The sequence below is a fragment of the Chryseobacterium sp. Mn2064 genome (assembly GCF_049319685.1).
Lineage (GTDB): Bacteria > Bacteroidota > Bacteroidia > Flavobacteriales > Weeksellaceae > Chryseobacterium.
In genome coordinates, this window is the sequence record NZ_JBMOUE010000001.1 from 1,462,288 (window position 1) to 1,481,700 (window position 19,413).

The window sequence follows — 19,413 nt, forward strand, 5'->3', positions numbered from 1 at the left end:
AGGCCGAATATGAATTATTTTGGCCTTTTCTGCTTTATCTGCGTCTTAAAAATATAAAAAAAGCCTGAGAATCTCAGGCTTTTTTTCGAATTTATTGCAAAATTACTGTTTGATCAGTTTTTTGTTGATGGTTTGGGTTTCGGTTTCTACGGTGATTACGTAGTTTCCTGTCTGAAGAGAAGTAATATTTATCTCCTGTTTATTTCCTTTTAAAGAAGATGCAGAGCTTACCAATCTTCCCGCTTCATCATAGATTTTATATGATTTCAACGCCTCTTTTGAGGAAAGAATGATCATATTTTTGGCAGGATTCGGATAAATATTGACTGTATTATTTTTGATATTCACATCCTCAACGGCAAGTACACTACAACCGAAATTTACATTCCAGCCATTTGCGGTAACGCCTCCATCAGAAACAAATCTTACCGTTATAGCACCTGAAGGATCTGTAGATGTAAACGGACCAGGAATTGTATTTCCTGTCAGATTATTTCCATTAGCAAATAATGGTGAAGAAGTAGAAGGTCCATTATAGATAAACATAAAATCATACCCTTGCTCAAGATCAAATTCTGTAAAATTCATGGTCATTGTAGAGCCTGAAGTTGGATAAAATGTCTTTACAATCTCTTCATTATCTTTATACTGACCTGTAGTACCTCCTGTATCGGTAAATTGAACTCCGTCACACCATGCTCCATCCGTCAGAAAAAGTCTTGAGGTAAGGAAAGCATTAGGACCGCTGCACTCAGTTCCTATACTTAGATTATAATAAGTGGCCGGCTGAAGATTGGTAAAGTTAAAAGCAGGTGTCGTTGCATTTCCGGTAGATACTACTGTTCCGTTGGTTGTGGTAAGCCTGTATTTCCATGATGTTGAAGCAGCATCGGTAAAAGTAGCATTTGCCGAGTTCTGAGTGATATTGGCAATAGCAAGATTCGTGATTGCTCCAGCACATGATGTTGTACAATTGGTCCCAAGACATCCTTTTGAGTCTATCGTATTTCTGATCAACGTTCCCGGCTGTACTCCGAAACCGTTGGCAAAATTAATTCCCACACTGCTTAATAAATGACAATAGCTCATGATAGTACCTCCACCTAAAGCTGGAAGTGCCGCAGTACATCCTTCATTGTTACCCGATGCAGGTCCGCACCCGTCGATCGCTGTATTATTGCCGTTCCAGAAGCAGGCATGAGTATGTGGAGAACCTAAATTGTGCCCCAGCTCATGCGTCATCACTTCAATGTTCCATGAGTAAGTAGGAACATTCTGATAATTAAAATTCATTCCACAATAGGAATATTTATAATTGGTACACAGTGAGTTGACAAACGCAATACTCGTAGTAGCTGGATTTCTTAATAACTGTGCCAAATCTCCGTTGAAAGAGGTTCTGGTGGTTCTAAACTGGTTCAGAATTCCGCTCGGTGATCCTGAATAAGGATCCGTTGTTGTCCATACAAAAACCTCGCTTAGCGCTACATTTACGCTTTCATTGGTATACAGTGTTGAAACGTTATTATGCATCGCTGTAACCCAATTGGTTGTCGTAGTTGTATTACTTCCGTTTTGAGTATAAGGACCATATCCTGCTTCATAATAAATTCTTACGCAGTTACTTGTTTTTTTACTGCTTGTCTCGTTAGGATTAAAAGTAGGCCTTTGAACCTGATTTTCTTTCAAGCCATCCACTTCACACGAAAAAGGATTGGAACCTGTTAATTTAGAGTCTGAATAGCTTACAAAATCATCAGAATTTTTAGCTTTTCCCACCACTACATTTCCCAACTCCAGGGTTGAAGCCACTCCGATCACATCATCGTTGAAGAAACTGAAGGCAACGATTGAAGTATTGTCCCCCTTTACAATTCCCTGGTAGTATACTCCCGGCGTATATTCTACTGCCTGTCCTTTATCTGTAACCACTTTAAAATCGTTGGTTAAGATATTATGTTTATACATTTCCACTGTAATCTGTCTGCCTCCGTCAAATGGAATCGTAATTTCGATGAAATCCGGCTTCTCTTTGGTCAGCCTTTTCAGTTCAGAAGTCTTTAACGACATTACCGTAATGTCTGTAGCAGCGCGTCTGTACTCCGCCAATTTATCCGGGGATGTATTTACCTCAAATAAATTATAGCTTTTAAGCTCTGTTTTTTCATTATGATATTGTGAAACTTTTTGGGCGATTGGTTTCAATTGTTGAGAAAAACCAATAACAAAATATTGCAAAAAGCAAAGCAATAGAATTTTTTTCATGATTCTGACAATTTTTATCTCTTTTGCAAATAAACAAAAAAATCAAAGAATAGTGAAAAATAATCTCTTTTTTCCCTAGAATAATATCAATATTACCATTCTAAGAAATCAATGAATAAAAAAAAGACGTTAAAAATAACGTCTTTTATGTTTTATAAAGTTTCTCTGTCTTTTCTCATTTTGACTTTCAGGAATCTTATCAGAATCAATCCTGCACCAAAAAATATGGTCATTGATAAGGCTGCAATTCGCATATTATTAAAATGTTCAATCAAAGTAGCAAATATAAAGGTTCCTATAATGATGGCAATTTTTTCCAATACATCATAAAAACTGAAGTAAGTCGTATTTTCCATGGAATCCTCAGGAAGCAGTTTTGAATAGGTAGATCTCGACATCGCCTGAAGTCCTCCCATTACTAAACCAACCACTGCTGCCACTCCATAGAACTGATATTCTACCGTAGGGTTTTCTTTATTAAGGAAGTAAGCCCATAAACACGCTACAATCCAAAGTATAATGGCTATTGATATGACATTTTTGTTTCCAATTCTTTTTGATAATCTTGAGAAGATCACCGCTCCAATGATGGCTTCAATTTGAATCACCAATAGAGTTCCGATCAGTTTATCCTGAGCAAGGTTAATTTCACTTTTTCCAAATAATGTAGCCATCAGGAAAATCGTCTGCATTCCTACGCTGTAAAAGAAGAAACTTGAAAGGAAAAATTTCAGATTCTTGTCTTTGAAAAGTACCCCTCCTACTTTAAACAATTCGTGGAAGCTTTCTTTGGCAATATCTACATAAAAACTCATATTGTCTTTCAATACTTCGAAGAAACCACCCTGCTCTTCATGTTTTTTAAAGATATTTTTATAGTTCAGTAATACTAAGTCTTTAGGAAGCTTTTCTTTTACATTTCCAAATTGTGGAAGGTGCTTAAAGGTATATTGAGAGAACCCAAACCACCATGCTCCCGTTAATAAGAAACTGATTCTTGTAAATAATAATTGTTGTGCTGCCCCTTTAGCAAAAACCTGGATCATTATCAGACAGATCACTACTAAAACCACCGAACCTATATATCCATATACATATCCTTTAGCGGAAAGAGCATCCTGTCTGTCCTGTGTGGCAATATCCGGTAAGAACGAGTTATAGAAAACCAAACTCCCCCAAAACCCAACACTGGCTGTGATACTGAAAAGAAGGCCTAAAAAGACATTATGCATTCCTGTAAACATCGCCAATCCCATACATGAAGTAGCTCCCAGATAGCAGAAAAACTGCAGGAACGATTTCTTGTTACCAATAGTATCTGCCAAAGAAGATAAAAATGGCGACAATAATACTACGATAAAGAACGAGATCGTTAAAGAATATCCGTACACCGCATCCGGCTGGTATTCTTTCCCAAAAATTTTGATCAAATGTCTTACCGGAACATCAATCCATGTTTTGGTTTCCGCAATATATTCTTTTTTCTCGTACGCGGTGGTAAGAATAGAGTAATAAATGGGGAAAATAGTAGAGGTAATCACCAGGGAATACACGGAGTTTGCCCAGTCGTATACAGCCCAGGCTTTCATAATCTTAGGATTATTTTTTATGTTTTTAGACTGTCGATTCTCGGTTTCAGACATTTCAAATAAATATTAGTAGCACAAAAATAAAAAAACCGCTGAATATTCGACGGTTTTTAATTTTAATTTGGAGATAATAATTGCAAACTATTCTTCTAAAAAATATTATCGTCAATATATTCTAATCATTTTTTTTTACTACTTTAGTAATTGTTAAAACAAAAAAACACAAATAATGGCACTTACTAATTTAAGCAGTACTCACCTCACGGCTGAGCAACTGACAGCGGCGCTTACTGCCCTTTCCTCACTTGAAACAGCTCTTGCTATGATTACGGTAAACCTGTCACCGGAAGACCGTCAGAAGTATGGCAGCATTAATGAACAAAACAAACTTCTCGTGAACAAAGTCTCGGATTTCAGGAAAAGCCAGCCTTCGCTGAGTGCTTCCGAAATAGATTGGGAGGAATTCAGCAGGGATTTCACCTCACGCCAGAACTATGAAGGTTTTATCACACGGCTGGAAAGTCTTATTACAAGATTAAAAAGCGCAAAAACCCTCCATGATTTTGACAACTACCAGGCAGCGCTTACAGACTATGCTTTTACCGCTTATAAAGCAGGAACAGCATCGCCTGGGTTTGAAGTGAAGCAGAATGAACTGAAACAGTTTTTTGGAAAATCTTTGAGGCCAGATGAAACTCTCCCCAAAGAAACACCTTAATAAAATAAGATATCCGGAACCAATATTCTGGATATTTTTATGGCATGAAAAGGGTTAAGTAATATCTATTGCGGGGTCTGGAAATACTCCGATGCGGTCTTGAACTTATCCGTAGGTATTCGCAACCTCGTCGACGGGGTTCAGGGACCGGAAATTATCTATCATCAACCTCAATTTAGGGGTTGGGAGACCGCGGCATTATATTCTATAACCTAAAAATCGGGGTCCAAGGACCCCGATTTTTATATCTGAAACCACAAAATAGGGTTATAGGTAATGATTATAGGTTTTCAATAACAATTGCAGATGCACCACCCCCACCGTTGCAGATTGCAGCAGCTCCATATTTTGCATTATTTTGCTTCAATACGTTGATTAGGGTAACAATAATTCTTGAACCAGAACTTCCCAGTGGGTGTCCTAATGCTACAGCTCCTCCGTTTACGTTTACTTTAGCAGCATCTAATCCTAAGATTTTGTTGTTTGCCAATCCTACTACAGAGAATGCTTCGTTGAATTCGAAGAAATCGATATCTGAAACTTCAAGACCAGCTTTTTTAAGAGCGATAGGTAAAGCTTTTGCCGGAGCTGTTGTGAAGTTTTCAGGCTCCTGAGCAGCATCAGCATAAGAAACGATTTTTGCTAATGGTTTTAGTCCCAGTTCTTCCATTTTTTCTTTAGAAACAAGGATAAGAGCAGATGCACCGTCATTTAAAGTAGATGCGTTGGCAGCTGTTACGGTTCCTTCTTCTTTTTTGAATACGGTTGGAAGAGTTGTTATTCTGTCGAAATTTACGGCTTTGTATTCTTCATCTTCAGCAAAGATTACAGGCTCTCCTTTTCTTTGTGGAATGGAAACCGGTACAATTTCTTCGTTGAATTTTCCTTCGCTCCATGCTTTTGCAGATCTTTTATAAGATTCGATCGCAAAGTTATCCTGATCTTCTCTTGTGATATTGTAATCTACAGCACATTTCTCTGCACATACTCCCATATGTACTTTGTTGTATACGTCTGTAAGACCGTCCAATACCATTCCGTCCAACATTTTAACATCGCCTAATTTTGTAGCGACTCTTGCATTGTAATAATGAGGAACTGAAGACATATTTTCCATACCTCCTGCTACGATTACTTCTGCATCTCCAGCTTTGATAGCCTGAGCAGCCATAGTAACAGCCTTCATTCCTGAAGCACATACTTTATTAACGGTTGTAGAAGGGGTATTGATTGAAAGACCTGCTCCCAAAGCTACCTGACGAGCCGGTGCCTGACCTTCTCCTGCCTGAAGAACATTTCCCATATAAATCTCCTGAACCTGATTAGGATCTAATCCGATTTTGTCTAATGCTCCTTTTACAGCAGTTGCTCCCAGTTTTGTAGCCGGAACTGTTGATAAGCTTCCCATAAAACTCCCCATTGGAGTTCTTACTGCGGAAACAATGAATACTTCTTTCATGTATATAATTTTTATTTTTAGCCAAAACGAAGCTGTTGCCTCATTTTTATAATTTAAATTTATTTTACTTTTACGTATACGACATCAAACTGAGATCCTTCAAATGTAGTGTTAACCTTTAGAAGGTTATCCTGAGTAGCCACGATCTTATTATTGAAAACATCGCCTACCTGTGCAGGATCATTTTTGTCAGATTTTTCCATAACGATCCTTTTGTAGTTGCAGTCATCCAGAAAAACTACTGTAGATTTGATGAAATCTTTTCCATTGTTTAAATATTCTGTCTGAATATTGTCTTTAATCGTCATATACCAGATCGATTCGGGATAATTAGGATTCAAAAATTTACCTTCCTTTAGGTTGGCACATTTAACCGGGTTATCCAGTTTTTTTGTTTCCTTATCTTTAGATTGTGCCTGAACCTGAGTAGCGGCTATCAATAGTATTCCTGCAGAAAATAATGTTTTTACAAGTTTCATAGTATATCTGTACTCTATTATTTACGGTTATTATTTCCGGCAAAAACCATTAGAAAACCTCCTAAAAATTCCACTGCCCAACCCCACTTTAGCTTCACAACTCCAGCAAATGTTTCCTGCCAGGATTTGAAGGGTAAAAAACTGAAATATTGCAAAGACTGCATTTTAACAGCTACCAAAGTGAATGCAAACAGAATGATAAGCAGTATTCCAAAAAAGCGTACTATTTTGGTACTGTTATTTACAATCCCGAACACGGCACATGCAGCAAAAATCCAGCATGCAATAGCCAGGTAATGATCAAGTTTCCAATAGTTCCAGTTCCCTATGATAGGTACGTGTACTAAAGGTAAAAAACTACCTGCAACAACAAGCAGTAATCCTAATAACTGAATATTTTTCATATTTACTAAAGTGCCAAAATACAAAAAAAAACACACTTTTAAACAGTGTGTTTTAAAAATAGAAATTACGTACCCGAACAGTTGTTAGCAATAAAAAAGATCTACTATTTTTAATGATTATATAAATAAAAAACAGATTTATTATCAATTTAAAAATCAACCTTTATCCTTTTTTCTCTGCTTTTTTCTTCATCAAAACACGGGTACCAAAAGAAATAAGGAAATCTTCTGATAGTCTTCCAAATTGTTGTTTGAAAAAGGGTAAAAAAAAATTGCATTTAGAAAAATGCAATTTTATATTTTAAATAATATGGGTATAAACTAGTGTTTTACAGAGGAAACATCTTCAGGCACGTGTTTATGCTTAAATATAAAGGCAAATAACACCGCTACCACCAATGCATATCCTGCAAAAATATACCATGACGTTTCCCATCCTTTAAGTTGTAGAATAGGGTCAGTCTGAGAGAAAACATAATGATTCACTACTTCCTGTGCAGCAAGCATACCAATAGTAGCACCAAAACCATTTGTCATCATCATAAATACTCCCTGAGCACTTGAACGGATACTTTTATCTGTTTCTTTGTCTACGAAAAGAGAACCTGAAACGTTGAAGAAGTCAAAGGCAATTCCGTAAACGATCATAGACAGGACAAACATCCATACTCCACCACCAGGGTTTCCTACTCCAAACAATCCAAATCTTAGTACCCAGGCAAACATCGCCATCAGCATTACTTTCTTAATTCCGAATCTCTTTAGGAAGAAAGGAATCAATAAGATACATGCTGTTTCTGAAACCTGAGAAAGAGAGATCAGTGCATTAGCATGATTGGCTCCCCATGTTTCTTTAAACGAAGGAATATCTTTAAAGCTTGTAATAAAAGGATTGGCATACCCGTTTGTAATCTGTAGGGATACCCCAAGCAACATTGAAAAGATAAAAAACGTTGCCATTTTTCTATCTTTAAACAAACTGAATGCTTTAAGGCCTAATGCATCATACAGAGTTCTTTTGTCATCACTTTTATTAACAGGACATTCCGGTAAAGTAAATGAATATAAGAACAGTACAATTCCTAGTACTCCTGAAACAAAAAACTGGGAATAGTTATTCTGAAAACCTGTAAAATCCACAAATAACATAGCACAAATGAAACCTACGGTTCCAAAAGTACGAATTGGCGGGAAGGCTTTAATGGTGTCAAAGTTATTATTGACCAGAATACTGTACGCTACAGAGTTTGATAATGCAATAGAAGGCATATAGAACATTACACTCAAACTGTATAAGGTAAATAATTTAGAAAAGTCAACGTTGTTTCCTGCAGACATTCCGTAGTACCCTGCTGCGATCAGGAATCCTGCCGCCAATAAGTGGCAGATACCAAGTAGTCGCTGAGCCTGTATCCATCTGTCTGCAATAATACCCATAAGTGCAGGCATAAAAATAGAAACAATCCCCTGCATGGCATAGAAAAGTCCAATTTTGGAGCCCAATCCTACTGAACCAAGGTAATTCCCCATGGAAGTCAGATAAGCTCCCCAAACTGCAAACTGAAGAAAATTCAGAACAGTCAGTCGTAATTTTAAATTCATAGTTTATATAAAAAGTATCTCTTTAGTCAATTTTCTTTTTCCTCCTCTTGATTTCTTCCTGAATTTCAAGGGCGGTATCATAATCTTCTTCTTTCACAGCGTCATCCAGTAGCTTTTGAAGTTCTTCCATAGAAAGAGATTTCAAATTGTCTTCATTTTGTACTGTTTCTGAGAAAGACTGATCTTCTTTGGAAACATCTTCCAGCTCCAATAGAATCCCGGCTTCGTTCAAAACCTGCTGAGTAGTAAAGATAGGTGCATCAAATCTTACAGCCATGGCAACGGCATCAGAAGTTCGTGCATCAAGAATTAGTTCTTCGTCTGTCACTTTATTTTTAAAGTTGATATTGGAAAAGAAAACTCCGTCTACGATCTGATAAATGATCACAGACATCAACTCATAATTGGCAGAAACTATAAATTTTGTGAATAAGTCATGGGTAAGAGGGCGCGGTGGATGAATATCTTTCTCTAGTCCTAGAGAGATAGACTGAGCTTCGAAATTTCCTATAACAACAGGTAATTTTATGTGTGTTTCTTCATGCTCCAATAACAATGCGTACGCCCCTGATTGTGTCTGGCTGTACGATATTCCGCGAATAATTAGCTGCTTATAATCCATAGCTACAAATATAGATTAATTTTTTATTTTGATTTCACTTTTTTACACAAAAATAAAAGCCCGGAAAGCCGAGCTTTTATCTGTATTGTTGATGATTGTCAAAAGTCAATAGTGAATTTTGCTTCGCAAGTGGATTATTTAATTAAAAATTGACGGGCAAAGCGAATTGACTATTCACCATTTACTTTCTTATCCTTTTATTGCTTTAATTTTCTCTGTTAAGGCAGGAATAATCTGGAAAGCATCTCCTACTACTCCGTAATCAGCAGACTTGAAGAATGGTGCTTCAGCGTCGTTATTGATTACTACGATAGTTTTTGAAGAGTTTACTCCGGCAAGGTGCTGGATTGCTCCTGAGATTCCTACTGCAATGTAAAGATTAGGTGCAATTGCTTTACCTGTTTGTCCTACGTGCTCTGTGTGAGGTCTCCATCCGATGTCTGAAACAGGCTTAGAACAAGCTGTAGCAGCTCCTAAAACGTTGGCAAGATCTTCAATCATTCCCCAGTTTTCAGGACCTTTCATTCCTCTTCCTGCAGAAACCACAATTTCAGCTTCTTTAAGGTCTAATTTGCCCGAACTTTGCTCGTGAGAGATTACTTTAGTATCTTCATTGGCTACAGAAAGGTTTTTCACTTCTTCTGAACCGGAAACTGCATTTTCTTTAACTCCGAAAGCATTTTGAGAAACAGTAACAATTACTCCGTTTCCTTCCGCTTTAGCATGCATGAAACCTTTTCCTGAGAAAGCTTTCCTTTTCACCTGGAATGGAGAAAGGCTTTCGGGAGCTTCTAATGCATTCGTCAATAAAGAATAGTTCTTCATGATTGCAAGCATTGGAGCGATTGAAGAAGCGTCTGTAGTATGAGGGAAAACGATGATGTTTCCGTCTGCCACTTCACTTACTGCCTGAGCAAATGCTTTTGCAGAGAAGTTTTTAAGACCTTCATCTTTGATATTGATAACGTTTGATGCTCCATATTTGTATAATAAATCTGAAGAATCTGTTGGGTTTACAGAGATTGCCGTAACGGTATCTCCTGCTTTATCAGCGATAGCTTTAGCATAAGAAACTGCTTCAAAAGCTGCTTTTTTGTAAACTCCGTTTATATTTTCTGCGTATACGAATACTGCCATTTTTTTAAATTTAAAAATTAAAAGATTGAAAAATTTAAAGATTAGATTACTTTAGCTTCTTCGTGAAGTAATCTTACCAATTCGTCCAGATTGTCAGGAGAAACCATTTTTACAGCCGCTCTTGGAGGAACACTGTCATAAGATACTCCCTGAACTTTCACTTCTGAAGAAGTTGGCTCTACCACTTGCAAAGGCTTAGTTCTTGCAGACATAATCCCTCTCATATTCGGGATGATAAGGTCTTTTTCGTCTACTAATCCTTTCTGACCAGCAATGATTGCAGGTAATTTTACAGAAATAGTTTCTTTTCCACCTTCAATTTCTCTTACTGCAGTAGCTTCGCTTCCGTTTACGTCTAATCCTACAGATGCATTTACGAAAGGCTGGTTTAATAATTGTGCTACCATTCCTGGTACAGAACCTCCGTTGTAGTCGATAGATTCTTTACCACAAAGGATAAGATCATATCCTCCGTTTTGAGCTACAGCAGCGATTTCTTTTGCTGTAGAATAGCTGTCTTTCGGATCTAAATTTACTCTTACTGCATCGTTTGCACCAATTGCCAATGCTTTTCTGATTACAGGTTCTGTAGCAGCATCTCCTACGTTGATTACTGTTACTGTTGCTCCCTGAGACTCCTGAAGTTTAATTGCTTTTGTCAATGCAAACTCATCTAGAGGGTTGATTACCCACTGAATTCCGTTTTTGTCGAAAGCAGACTTATCTGCTGTAAAGTTAATTTTGGAAGTAGTATCCGGAACACTACTAATACAAACTAATATTTTCATGTGTACTATTTTATTTTTTCTCTTATAAGCATAAAATCATGACAGTTTATGCAGAGATTTTGTGTGAATTAATTTTTGCTAATATAAATAAAAAATATATTATGCATGCATAATACTTATTAAATTATTATTCAATACATTAGATGTAGTTACTTCCCTGGTTTTGTTGCCCTAAACTCTATTTTACTTGGCAAAACTCTTGGATTCATCTTTAAAATATCCAAAATCAAATTCCCCATATCTTCCGGTTGAATCTTCCAGCTGTCTTTTTCTGAAGGAATATTGCCGTTAAAATGAGTGGCTACCGAACCTGGCATAATGACTGTGGATTTGATGTTGTATTTTCTCAAATCGATCATCGCAGCCTGGGTAAATCCTACCACTCCAAATTTTGAGGCATTGTAACCGGTTCCGTTTTCAAAGAAATTGGCTCCTGCAAGGCTGGAAATGGTAATATAATATCCTTCTGTCTTTTTCAGCTCTTCTACAGAGGCTTTTAAGGTATAGAAAACGCCCGTAAGGTTTGTTTCTATCATATCGTTCCATTCTTCTGCCGTAAGTTCATCTACGGGCTTAAATATACCTAATCCGGCGTTAGCTATCACATAATCCAGTCTACCGAACTTTTCTGTGGCGTATTTTACAGCTTCCTGCTCGCTTTCAATACTTCTGACATCAGAAACGATTCCCAAAACATTTTCCGAGTATTGTTTCAATTCTTCTTCAGCTTTCAGTACATCATCTCTTTTTCTGCCCGAAAATGCTACAGAGATTCCATTTTCAAGTAAAATTTTAGCAATCCCGAAACCAATTCCTTTGGTTCCTCCTGTTATATAAGCGGTTTTATTTGACATATTATCCCGAATTTTAATGCTCTAAAATAGCAAAAACGCTCCAATTGGGGCGTTTTATAGAGGCTAAGATTTATCAGGTTATTTTTTGATGAATTTTTCGGTACTATTTTTCCCGTCCGTTTCTATAGTGAGAAGATATTCTCCCACAGATAAATGTCTTACATCTACTTTATTTCCTTCCAGGGTAACTTCCACTCTTCTTCCATTAAGATCAAAAGCTTTTACAGATTTTATTTTATTCTGAGAATCAATTTTCAAAAAGTCTGTAACGGGATTTGGATATAGGGTTACTGTTTTTATATTAGGACGAACATCATTCACCGCCAATACAATATCTTTATTGATGGTAATATTATCAATATAAGCAGTTCCTAATGCATTATTGTGTACAAATCTTAACTGGCCGATATCTAAAGAAGCTGCTGCCGAACCTGTAAAAAGCAGGAAATTATTAAGGTAATATTTCACTTCTGTACCTGTTCCTATCACTTTAAATTTGTACCAGGCATTGGGTGACCAAGTCTCTGAAGTGGTGGTTAGAGTCTGTGTTCCTGAAGCTGTATTCAGAATCTTTATTTCTCCTGTTTTATCGAAATCTACCCTTACAACATATTGTTCTTCTATGCTATCGACTCCCTGAAAACCAAAAACAGAACCATTACGCTGTGACATATAAATTTCAAATTCAATAGAAAAGTTTGTATGTGCCAATGGGATCTGCAGATTATAAAAACCTCCTATAATAGGTTCGGATTGGGTGCCAAATGTAGATTCTTTCACAATTTTCAAAGAGTTGTTTCCATGAGTGGCATTTTCTACACTGATGACCTGATGGGTAACGTTAGCTGGTGTTCCTCCTGTAGGAGTGCTGATCCAATTCACCTGTCCGTTGACATCTATTGGTGAAAAGCCTTCTGCATCTTCAAAAGAGATAATTTGTTGCGAAAAGCAAAGTACTGAAAATAAAGTCAGTACAAGTGAGTAATATTGTTTCATGGCTGGTAAGTTTAGTTATAAAAATACTAAATTTCCATCAAAAGTGAAATAACAATATTAAATAAATAACAATAACCAATTTATTTTAACAAATCGAAATACAAAAATCAACCATAAGAACCTTTCATTAACTCTTTTAGCAAAAAAAGCAGGATGCTTCAATTGAGAAACATCCTGCTTTTGTTGTATGTTAACGAATAATTATTTCGAATAGTTTTCAAAAAACAATGGAATACTTTCGATTCCTTTATAGAAATTAAATAATCCGTAGTGTTCGTTTGGAGAGTGGATAGCATCAGAATCCAACCCGAAGCCCATCAAAACAGATTTAGCTCCTAAAACCTGCTCAAACATAGCTGTAATTGGAATACTTCCTCCTCCTCTATAAGGAAGAACTTCTTTTCCGAAAGCAGATTCCATCGCCTGTTTTGCTGCGGCGAATTCTTTTGTATTGGTTGGTAAAACATAAGGCATACCTCCGTGGTGAGGGGTAACTTTTACTTTTACGGTATCCGGAGCGATTTTTTCGAAATATTTCGTGAATTTTTCTGTAATCTCCTGAGGAGTCTGGTAAGGAACCAAACGCATTGAAATTTTAGCAAAAGCTTTTGAAGGAATTACTGTTTTTGCTCCTTCTCCTGTGTAGCCACCCCAGATTCCGTTGCAGTCTAAAGTAGGACGGATAGATGTTCTTTCTAAGGTAGTGTATCCTTTTTCACCTTCAATATTGCTTAATCCGATCGATTTTTTGAATTCTTCAGGATTGTCTTTCAATTTGTTCATTTCAGCTCTTTCTGCATCTGAAACAGTTTCTACATTGTCATAGAAACCATCAATTGTAATGTGACCGTTTTCGTCGATCAGATTGGCAATCATTCTTGAAAGAACGTGGATAGGGTTTGGTACCGCTCCTCCATAAAGACCAGAGTGTAAGTCTCTGTTTGGACCTTCTACCTCTACTTCTACATAACTAAGACCTCTTAAACCTGTTGTAACGGTAGGTTGCTCATTGCTGTAGATGTGCGTATCAGAAATCAGGATACAGTCGCAAGCTAATTTTTCTTTATTTTCGTTTACCCAGTCTCCTAAGCTTACAGAACCTACTTCTTCTTCTCCTTCTAGGATAAATTTAACGTTGCAAGGAAGAGCATTGGTTTTCATCATGGCTTCAAAAGCCTTCAGGTGCATGAAGAACTGCCCTTTATCGTCAGCAGAACCTCTTGCAAAGATTGCTCCTTCAGGATGTAATTCAGTTTTTTCAATATAAGGCTCAAAAGGCGGCTTTGTCCACAATTCTAATGGATCAGCGGGCTGAACATCATAGTGTCCGTAAACCAATACTGTAGGTAAATTGTTGTCTAAAATCTTTTCACCAAAAACAATTGGGTACCCATTGGTCTGGCAAACTTCAACATTGTCAGCTCCTGCATTTTTAAGGTATGTTGCCACTACATCTGCACATTTCAAAACGTCATCTTTATACGCAGGGTCTGCAGAAATAGAAGGAATTCTCAATAACTCAAATAATTCATCCACGAAACGCTGTTTGTTTTCGTTTATGTAATTTAATGTCTCTTGCATTGTAAAATTTTATTTTGTTAAAATTAAAAAAAATGCCCGGCAAGACCAAGCAAAAAGGAAGGATTTTCCCAACCTTATGTGAATGAGCCCAATAGCAATCTTTTTCATAAAAAATGCCCTGCATAAACAGGGCATTTATATATTTTATACGAATAATTAGTGTTCAGCTTTTGGAGCCTTTTCTGCTTCTGCAGGTTTTGCAGCAACAGCGCTATCCGCTTTTGGAGCTTCTGGTTTTGCAGCAGCTTCTTCTTTGTGCCCTTCTGCAGCAGCAGGAGCTTCGTGACCGTGAGCTTCACCACCTTGTGCATCGTCAGAATATCTTTCAACACCTTCTTCCAGTTTTAGAGTGTTCTTATTCCCTCCAGCAGGTACTTTTTTACAGCTTACAGCTACTGTTGCAATAGCTAAACATATAATCAATTTTTTCATATGTAAAATTTATTTTTTTTAAAATCTTATGAAACTGCACTATTTTAGTCTGTTCTTAGCTTATGTAAACAGCGCGCAATCTCATGCTTCAATTTTTAATTGCCCAAAATTAAGAAATCCTGCTTTTTTCAGCAACATTTTTATACTGATTTTAAAATAATTTTCCCTTTTTTGGATTGTGTAAAAATAAGGTAGTGACTACCACCGTCTTTTAATCCATATTTCTTTTTGATTTCTTCGGGCTTTAATGGATAGTTTTTTGCTATAATATTAAATTGCTCTTTCTTCTTAACACTTTTAGAATCAATAATATCCATTTCAAAAATTCTCCCCGGAAAGCTTTCTTTTTTCTGATCCGAAGTATAAATATGAGTATTAGGATGTAGCTTCTTAAGTTCAAATTTCTCTGAAATCAAATTGAAAATACCTGCTTTTAAAATAGCATTATTAGGAATATAAATAAATTTTTCAGGCTCAGAATACTCCGATTGTGCATTTTCTTCTTCTCCAAAGGTAAAACTAAAGGTTGATTCCCCGCTTTCCAGATTCACTGCATTACAAGTAATCGCATGATAGGTTTCATTAGATAGGAAAATTACAATTTCTTTTACGTCATTTTTCAGCGCTACAATATCGATTCTGAAAATCTGAGGCAAAACAGAAATAAGGTATTTGAGATCAATTAAGGGAGAAAGTTTAATGACAACCTGGTTGGAAATTGATAGTAATTGTGCCTGTATTTCCAGAATATTAGGTGACAAGTCTTCTAAAAGGAAAACTTTGTTTTTATTCTGATCTCTTCTTGCAGGATCAAGATAAACGGTGTCAAAATGTTCTTGATTTTCACGTAAAAAGTCCTCCAGTTTTTTGTTGATAAACCTTGCTTTTTTTCCTAAAATATTCCAGTTATTCTCTACTGTTTCTAAAAGTTCTGTATTTTGCTCTACTAAGGTAATATCAACAAAATTTTGAGATAAATAGTAAGCATCTATTCCAAATCCGCTTGTCATATCAATGAATTTTTTACCTTTTAAAATTTCCGACTTATAAAGGGCCGTTTTTTCAGAAGATGCCTGTTCCAGGCTGAGTTGTGGTGGAAAAACAATTCCTTCTTTTAAAAGGAAGGGAAATTTTCTTTCTGCAACCTGTTTTCCTTTGATCTGCTGTACTATTTCCTGCATAGAAACCTCTGGAAATGGTGATTTTTTCAGTAATAATGTGTGTAAATCTATGTTCAGATTTGCATTGATATAATTTTGAACTTCTTTGTTTAATATTTTAACCACAGATGACACGGATTTTCGCAGATGTTTATGTTATATTTTTTTGATATGCTTTGTTTTGTATAACCAGATATATGAAGTTTAATTTTTGAACCGTGGATGAAACAGATTTTCATACTGCATCTCAGTGTATAACTTTAAGCAGATATAGCAAATGACCTGCTTAACTTTTCTATTATTAAATAAAATATATGCAATCATCTGTGAACATCTGCGTGATCTGAGGTTATAAAAATTAGTCCAAATCTCCCCTCACTTTTCGGAAGATACTTTTGCTAATATAATCAGTATTAAAGTTAACAAGAATTCCTAATTTCAAGCCTGTCAACTTTAAGTAAGTTAATAATTGCTGATGATGAATATTTCCTATTTCCAGTACTGCTTTTACTTCTATGATAACTTTATCTTCAACAATTATGATGATGTAATAATGTTTTATTCAAACATTTCAGCCCAACGAACTGCCTTTATTTCGTTTTCGTTATAAAGATCCTCAATAGATTTTTTAACATCCAATTTAGGGTATAAATTAACCCCGATCAGCTTTATTTTTCCTTCTTCGATCCATTGCTGCTCTTTTACAGCATGGTCATAGATTTTTTTCTGAATAACTCCTTGTTTTAAAAGCTCTAAATAACCTCCAGCCTCTTCTATTTCAACAAACAAAGCCCAGGCTTTTTCAGCAATCTGCTGGGTTATATCTTCAATATAATAACTTCCATTGGAAGCATCTTCAAATACGTTAATAATACTTTCGTAGGCTAGTACAATCTGTTGTTTGAAAGAGATTTCTTCCGAATTATCGGTACTTCTGCTCACCAGGTAATTGTTGGCAAAAACAGCGTCTGCGCCACCAATCATTGCAGAAGCAAGTTCCAGTGTAGAACGGATCAAATTATTTTCATTGTCTGAGACGGCTTTATTTCTTTGAGAAGTTTCTGCAAAAATATAAGGAATTTCATCCAGTCCATATTCTTTGGAAAGTTGATTGAAAACGATTTTAAAAGCTCTCAGTTTTGCCATTTCAAAGAAATAATTCCCTCCTACGGCAATTCTGAAGATCAACTTATTTACTATTTCAGATCCATATGCCTCCAGAAGTTCTTTAGTCTTTGCTAAAGCTATACCAAGCTGCTGATAAATAGCGGCTCCGGCATTTTGGTGTAAGGAAATGTCTACGCAAATATTTCTTTTAAAATCTTTGGATAGTAATTCTTTAGCCAATTGATCATCAATACTTCCTTCTTTTTCGTTAAAAACGTCAATTAAAGAGAAATATTGGTCTTCTTCTTTAGGGCTGATATGACCTGCAAGCTCTTTGTTATTGATAAAAAGAGCTTTCTGATCAAGATTTTCTACATTATGTTCTAAAAGGAATGCAAATACTTCATCTTCCAGGCTTTCGTGATATCTGGCCACCAAATGGGTACTTTCTTCAATTCTCGGCAAATTAGCCAATGGTTTCTGAACTTCTGTGTAAAAAGGTCTTACCTCTATTCCTTCGAGGTTTGCTTTTTCCAAAACAGGATAAATATCTTCTGTTTTAAGCTGCTTTTTTACCAATTTTTCCCAGTTTGGAAGGGTATCTGTATTTGACATGAGTTTTAGTTTAAATTATGAATTGTCAATGGTGAATTTTGTCTCATAAGTGAATCGTACCATCAAACAAGCTGAATTGGCTATTCACTATTGGCACTTTTAGCAAGTTCTTATTTCTTCGCGACTTTTGTACTGTCTACCACCAGAATGAAGATTTCTTCGTTTGGCTTTTTCATAAAATAATTTTCTCTTGCATATTTTTCTTTTTCCGACTTGTTATTCATCAGTTTTTTGTAAAAAGCATCGTTTTTTTCATATTCTTTTTTATAAAAATCCAATTGCTCTTCGTACTTATGAATCTCACCATTCAGTTCATTAATAACAAGAAATGAAGTTTTGTCGAAGAAAATCATCCATACCAAAAACAGACAGATCGTAATGGTATACTTATTCAAAAAATATCTCTGGATAAGTTTGAATGTTTCAGATTTCGGCTGAATGTCTTTGATAAGTTTATTTTCTTCCATTTTTTTAATGTTTTCTCAACGAGTTCTTAATAACGGTAGTTAAAAAATCAATCGCTACGGAATTCTGTTTCATATTAGGGATAATAAGATCGGCATCATTTTTAGATGGCTCTATGAATTCCTGGTGCATTGGTTTCAGGGTAGTCTGATAACGGTGCAATACCTCGCTCAGATCTCTTCCTCGTTCCTGGGTGTCTCTCCTGATACGCCTGATTAATCTTTCATCAGAATCAGCATGAACAAAGACTTTCAGGTCAAATTCTTTAAGTAATTCTTTATTGGTTAAAACAAGAATTCCTTCTACCACCAATACGTTCTTAGGTTCTACAGTGACATGATCTCCTGTTCGGGAATGAGTGACAAAGCTATAAATAGGTTGTTCAATAGACTCATTATTTTTTAAAGCTTTAACGTGTTTTATCAGTAATTCAAAATCTATGGACTTTGGATGATCATAGTTTAAAGCCTCTCTTTCCGTAAGGGTCAGATTCTGATTGTCGTGATAATAATTATCCTGAGAAAGGATGTTCATTCCTTCAATATCAAGTTGCTGAAGTATCTTGTCAACAACTGTAGTTTTGCCAGATCCTGTTCCACCGGCAATTCCTATTACAAGCATTATTTTTTTGTTTCTTTATAGTTGGTACAAATATACTATTTTAGATAAAATATGGCAATGTAAGAGTATTGAGAAATTAAAAAGATTAGAGTATTTAAAGATTAAAAGATCTTCCGGATGGCGGCCAGTCTTTATGATCTGTTGTTATTACTCTACTTTCTTCTTCAGATTTAATAAAAAAATCCGACAAAACATTTGCCGGATTTTTATTTTATACAATTTCGCTTGTTAATTCGCGCGAAATCAATTTTTCGTGCATAGGCTTCAAAACATCCATTGAGCCTGTTTTTACAGTACATTTGCCTTTGTAATGAACCAATATGGTACATTGCTCGGCTTGTTCCAATGTGTGCTTACAGATTTCGATCAGACTGTCGATCACATAATCAAAAGTATGGATATCATCGTTGTGAAGCACCAATTTGTAGACATCATCGGTATCATCAAGTACGAGAACTTCTTCTTCATACTGACGTTTAGGATTTTCGTAGTCTTTTATTGTATTATAAAAATTCATTG

At 36.0% G+C, this 19,413-nt stretch carries 20 protein-coding genes; 1 reads left to right on the forward strand and 19 read right to left on the reverse strand.

Annotated elements, in window-relative coordinates:
• Nucleotides 1-102: 102 nt before the first annotated feature.
• A complete protein-coding gene (locus ACL9RH_RS06455; RefSeq protein WP_422692520.1) occupies nt 103-2,265 on the reverse strand; it encodes a M12 family metallo-peptidase in 2,163 nt (720 codons plus the stop codon).
• A 152-nt stretch (nt 2,266-2,417) separates the two neighbouring features.
• The gene (locus ACL9RH_RS06460) at nt 2,418-3,908 is read right to left on the reverse strand and encodes an MFS transporter (RefSeq protein WP_422692521.1); all 1,491 of its coding nucleotides are present in this window, start codon (nt 3,906-3,908) and stop codon (nt 2,418-2,420) included.
• Nucleotides 3,909-4,083: 175 nt separating this feature from the next.
• Here ACL9RH_RS06460 and ACL9RH_RS06465 point away from each other — a divergent pair, with 175 nt between their 5' ends.
• Nucleotides 4,084-4,572 carry a hypothetical protein gene (locus tag ACL9RH_RS06465; RefSeq protein WP_422692522.1) on the forward strand — a complete coding sequence of 163 codons (489 nt, stop codon included), beginning with the start codon at nt 4,084-4,086 and terminating at the stop codon, nt 4,570-4,572.
• 280 nt (nt 4,573-4,852) lie between these two features.
• On the opposite strand, the gene ACL9RH_RS06470 is transcribed toward ACL9RH_RS06465, so the two are convergent.
• The 17 genes from ACL9RH_RS06470 to ACL9RH_RS06550 form a co-directional block, all read right to left on the reverse strand.
• A complete protein-coding gene (locus ACL9RH_RS06470) occupies nt 4,853-6,031 on the reverse strand; it encodes an acetyl-CoA C-acyltransferase (RefSeq protein WP_422692523.1) in 1,179 nt (392 codons plus the stop codon).
• 59 nt (nt 6,032-6,090) lie between these two features.
• Nucleotides 6,091-6,510, reverse strand: coding sequence for a hypothetical protein (locus ACL9RH_RS06475; protein WP_422692524.1), 420 nt, complete (start codon nt 6,508-6,510; stop codon nt 6,091-6,093).
• A 17-nt stretch (nt 6,511-6,527) separates the two neighbouring features.
• Nucleotides 6,528-6,914, reverse strand: coding sequence for a hypothetical protein (locus ACL9RH_RS06480; RefSeq protein WP_422692525.1), 387 nt, complete (start codon nt 6,912-6,914; stop codon nt 6,528-6,530).
• 321 nt (nt 6,915-7,235) lie between these two features.
• Nucleotides 7,236-8,516 carry an MFS transporter gene (locus ACL9RH_RS06485; protein ID WP_422692526.1) on the reverse strand — a complete coding sequence of 427 codons (1,281 nt, stop codon included), beginning with the start codon at nt 8,514-8,516 and terminating at the stop codon, nt 7,236-7,238.
• Between the two features lie 22 nt (nt 8,517-8,538).
• Nucleotides 8,539-9,138, reverse strand: coding sequence for a bifunctional nuclease family protein (locus ACL9RH_RS06490; RefSeq protein WP_422692527.1), 600 nt, complete (start codon nt 9,136-9,138; stop codon nt 8,539-8,541).
• Between the two features lie 189 nt (nt 9,139-9,327).
• Nucleotides 9,328-10,275 carry an electron transfer flavoprotein subunit alpha/FixB family protein gene (locus tag ACL9RH_RS06495; protein WP_422692528.1) on the reverse strand — a complete coding sequence of 316 codons (948 nt, stop codon included), beginning with the start codon at nt 10,273-10,275 and terminating at the stop codon, nt 9,328-9,330.
• A gap of 41 nt (nt 10,276-10,316) precedes the next feature.
• Nucleotides 10,317-11,063 (reverse strand): electron transfer flavoprotein subunit beta/FixA family protein, encoded by a 747-nt coding sequence (locus ACL9RH_RS06500; RefSeq protein WP_422692529.1) that lies wholly within the window; start codon nt 11,061-11,063, stop codon nt 10,317-10,319.
• A gap of 149 nt (nt 11,064-11,212) precedes the next feature.
• The gene (locus tag ACL9RH_RS06505; protein WP_422692530.1) at nt 11,213-11,917 is read right to left on the reverse strand and encodes an SDR family oxidoreductase; all 705 of its coding nucleotides are present in this window, start codon (nt 11,915-11,917) and stop codon (nt 11,213-11,215) included.
• 78 nt (nt 11,918-11,995) lie between these two features.
• Nucleotides 11,996-12,913 carry a T9SS type A sorting domain-containing protein gene (locus ACL9RH_RS06510; protein ID WP_422692531.1) on the reverse strand — a complete coding sequence of 306 codons (918 nt, stop codon included), beginning with the start codon at nt 12,911-12,913 and terminating at the stop codon, nt 11,996-11,998.
• 201 nt (nt 12,914-13,114) lie between these two features.
• On the reverse strand, nt 13,115-14,494 hold the full coding sequence (locus tag ACL9RH_RS06515; RefSeq protein WP_422692532.1) for a dipeptidase: 1,380 nt from the start codon (nt 14,492-14,494) through the stop codon (nt 13,115-13,117).
• A 156-nt stretch (nt 14,495-14,650) separates the two neighbouring features.
• Entirely contained in the window at nt 14,651-14,926 is a 276-nt protein-coding gene (locus tag ACL9RH_RS06520; protein WP_422692533.1) for a hypothetical protein, read from the reverse strand.
• A 140-nt stretch (nt 14,927-15,066) separates the two neighbouring features.
• Nucleotides 15,067-16,212 (reverse strand): class I SAM-dependent methyltransferase, encoded by a 1,146-nt coding sequence (locus tag ACL9RH_RS06525; protein ID WP_422692534.1) that lies wholly within the window; start codon nt 16,210-16,212, stop codon nt 15,067-15,069.
• Nucleotides 16,213-16,444: 232 nt separating this feature from the next.
• Nucleotides 16,445-16,648, reverse strand: coding sequence for a GxxExxY protein (locus ACL9RH_RS06530; protein WP_422692658.1), 204 nt, complete (start codon nt 16,646-16,648; stop codon nt 16,445-16,447).
• Nucleotides 16,645-17,808 (reverse strand): methylmalonyl-CoA mutase family protein, encoded by a 1,164-nt coding sequence (locus ACL9RH_RS06535; protein WP_422692535.1) that lies wholly within the window; start codon nt 17,806-17,808, stop codon nt 16,645-16,647. Before ACL9RH_RS06535 ends, ACL9RH_RS06530 begins: the two co-directional genes overlap by 4 nt.
• A 110-nt stretch (nt 17,809-17,918) precedes the next feature.
• On the reverse strand, nt 17,919-18,275 hold the full coding sequence (locus ACL9RH_RS06540; RefSeq protein WP_422692536.1) for an FtsB family cell division protein: 357 nt from the start codon (nt 18,273-18,275) through the stop codon (nt 17,919-17,921).
• Nucleotides 18,276-18,279: 4 nt separating this feature from the next.
• On the reverse strand, nt 18,280-18,894 hold the full coding sequence (gene udk / locus ACL9RH_RS06545; RefSeq protein WP_076351707.1) for a uridine kinase: 615 nt from the start codon (nt 18,892-18,894) through the stop codon (nt 18,280-18,282).
• Nucleotides 18,895-19,105: 211 nt separating this feature from the next.
• Nucleotides 19,106-19,411 (reverse strand): ATP-dependent Clp protease adaptor ClpS, encoded by a 306-nt coding sequence (locus ACL9RH_RS06550; RefSeq protein ID WP_422692537.1) that lies wholly within the window; start codon nt 19,409-19,411, stop codon nt 19,106-19,108.
• Nucleotides 19,412-19,413 lie beyond the last annotated feature (2 nt).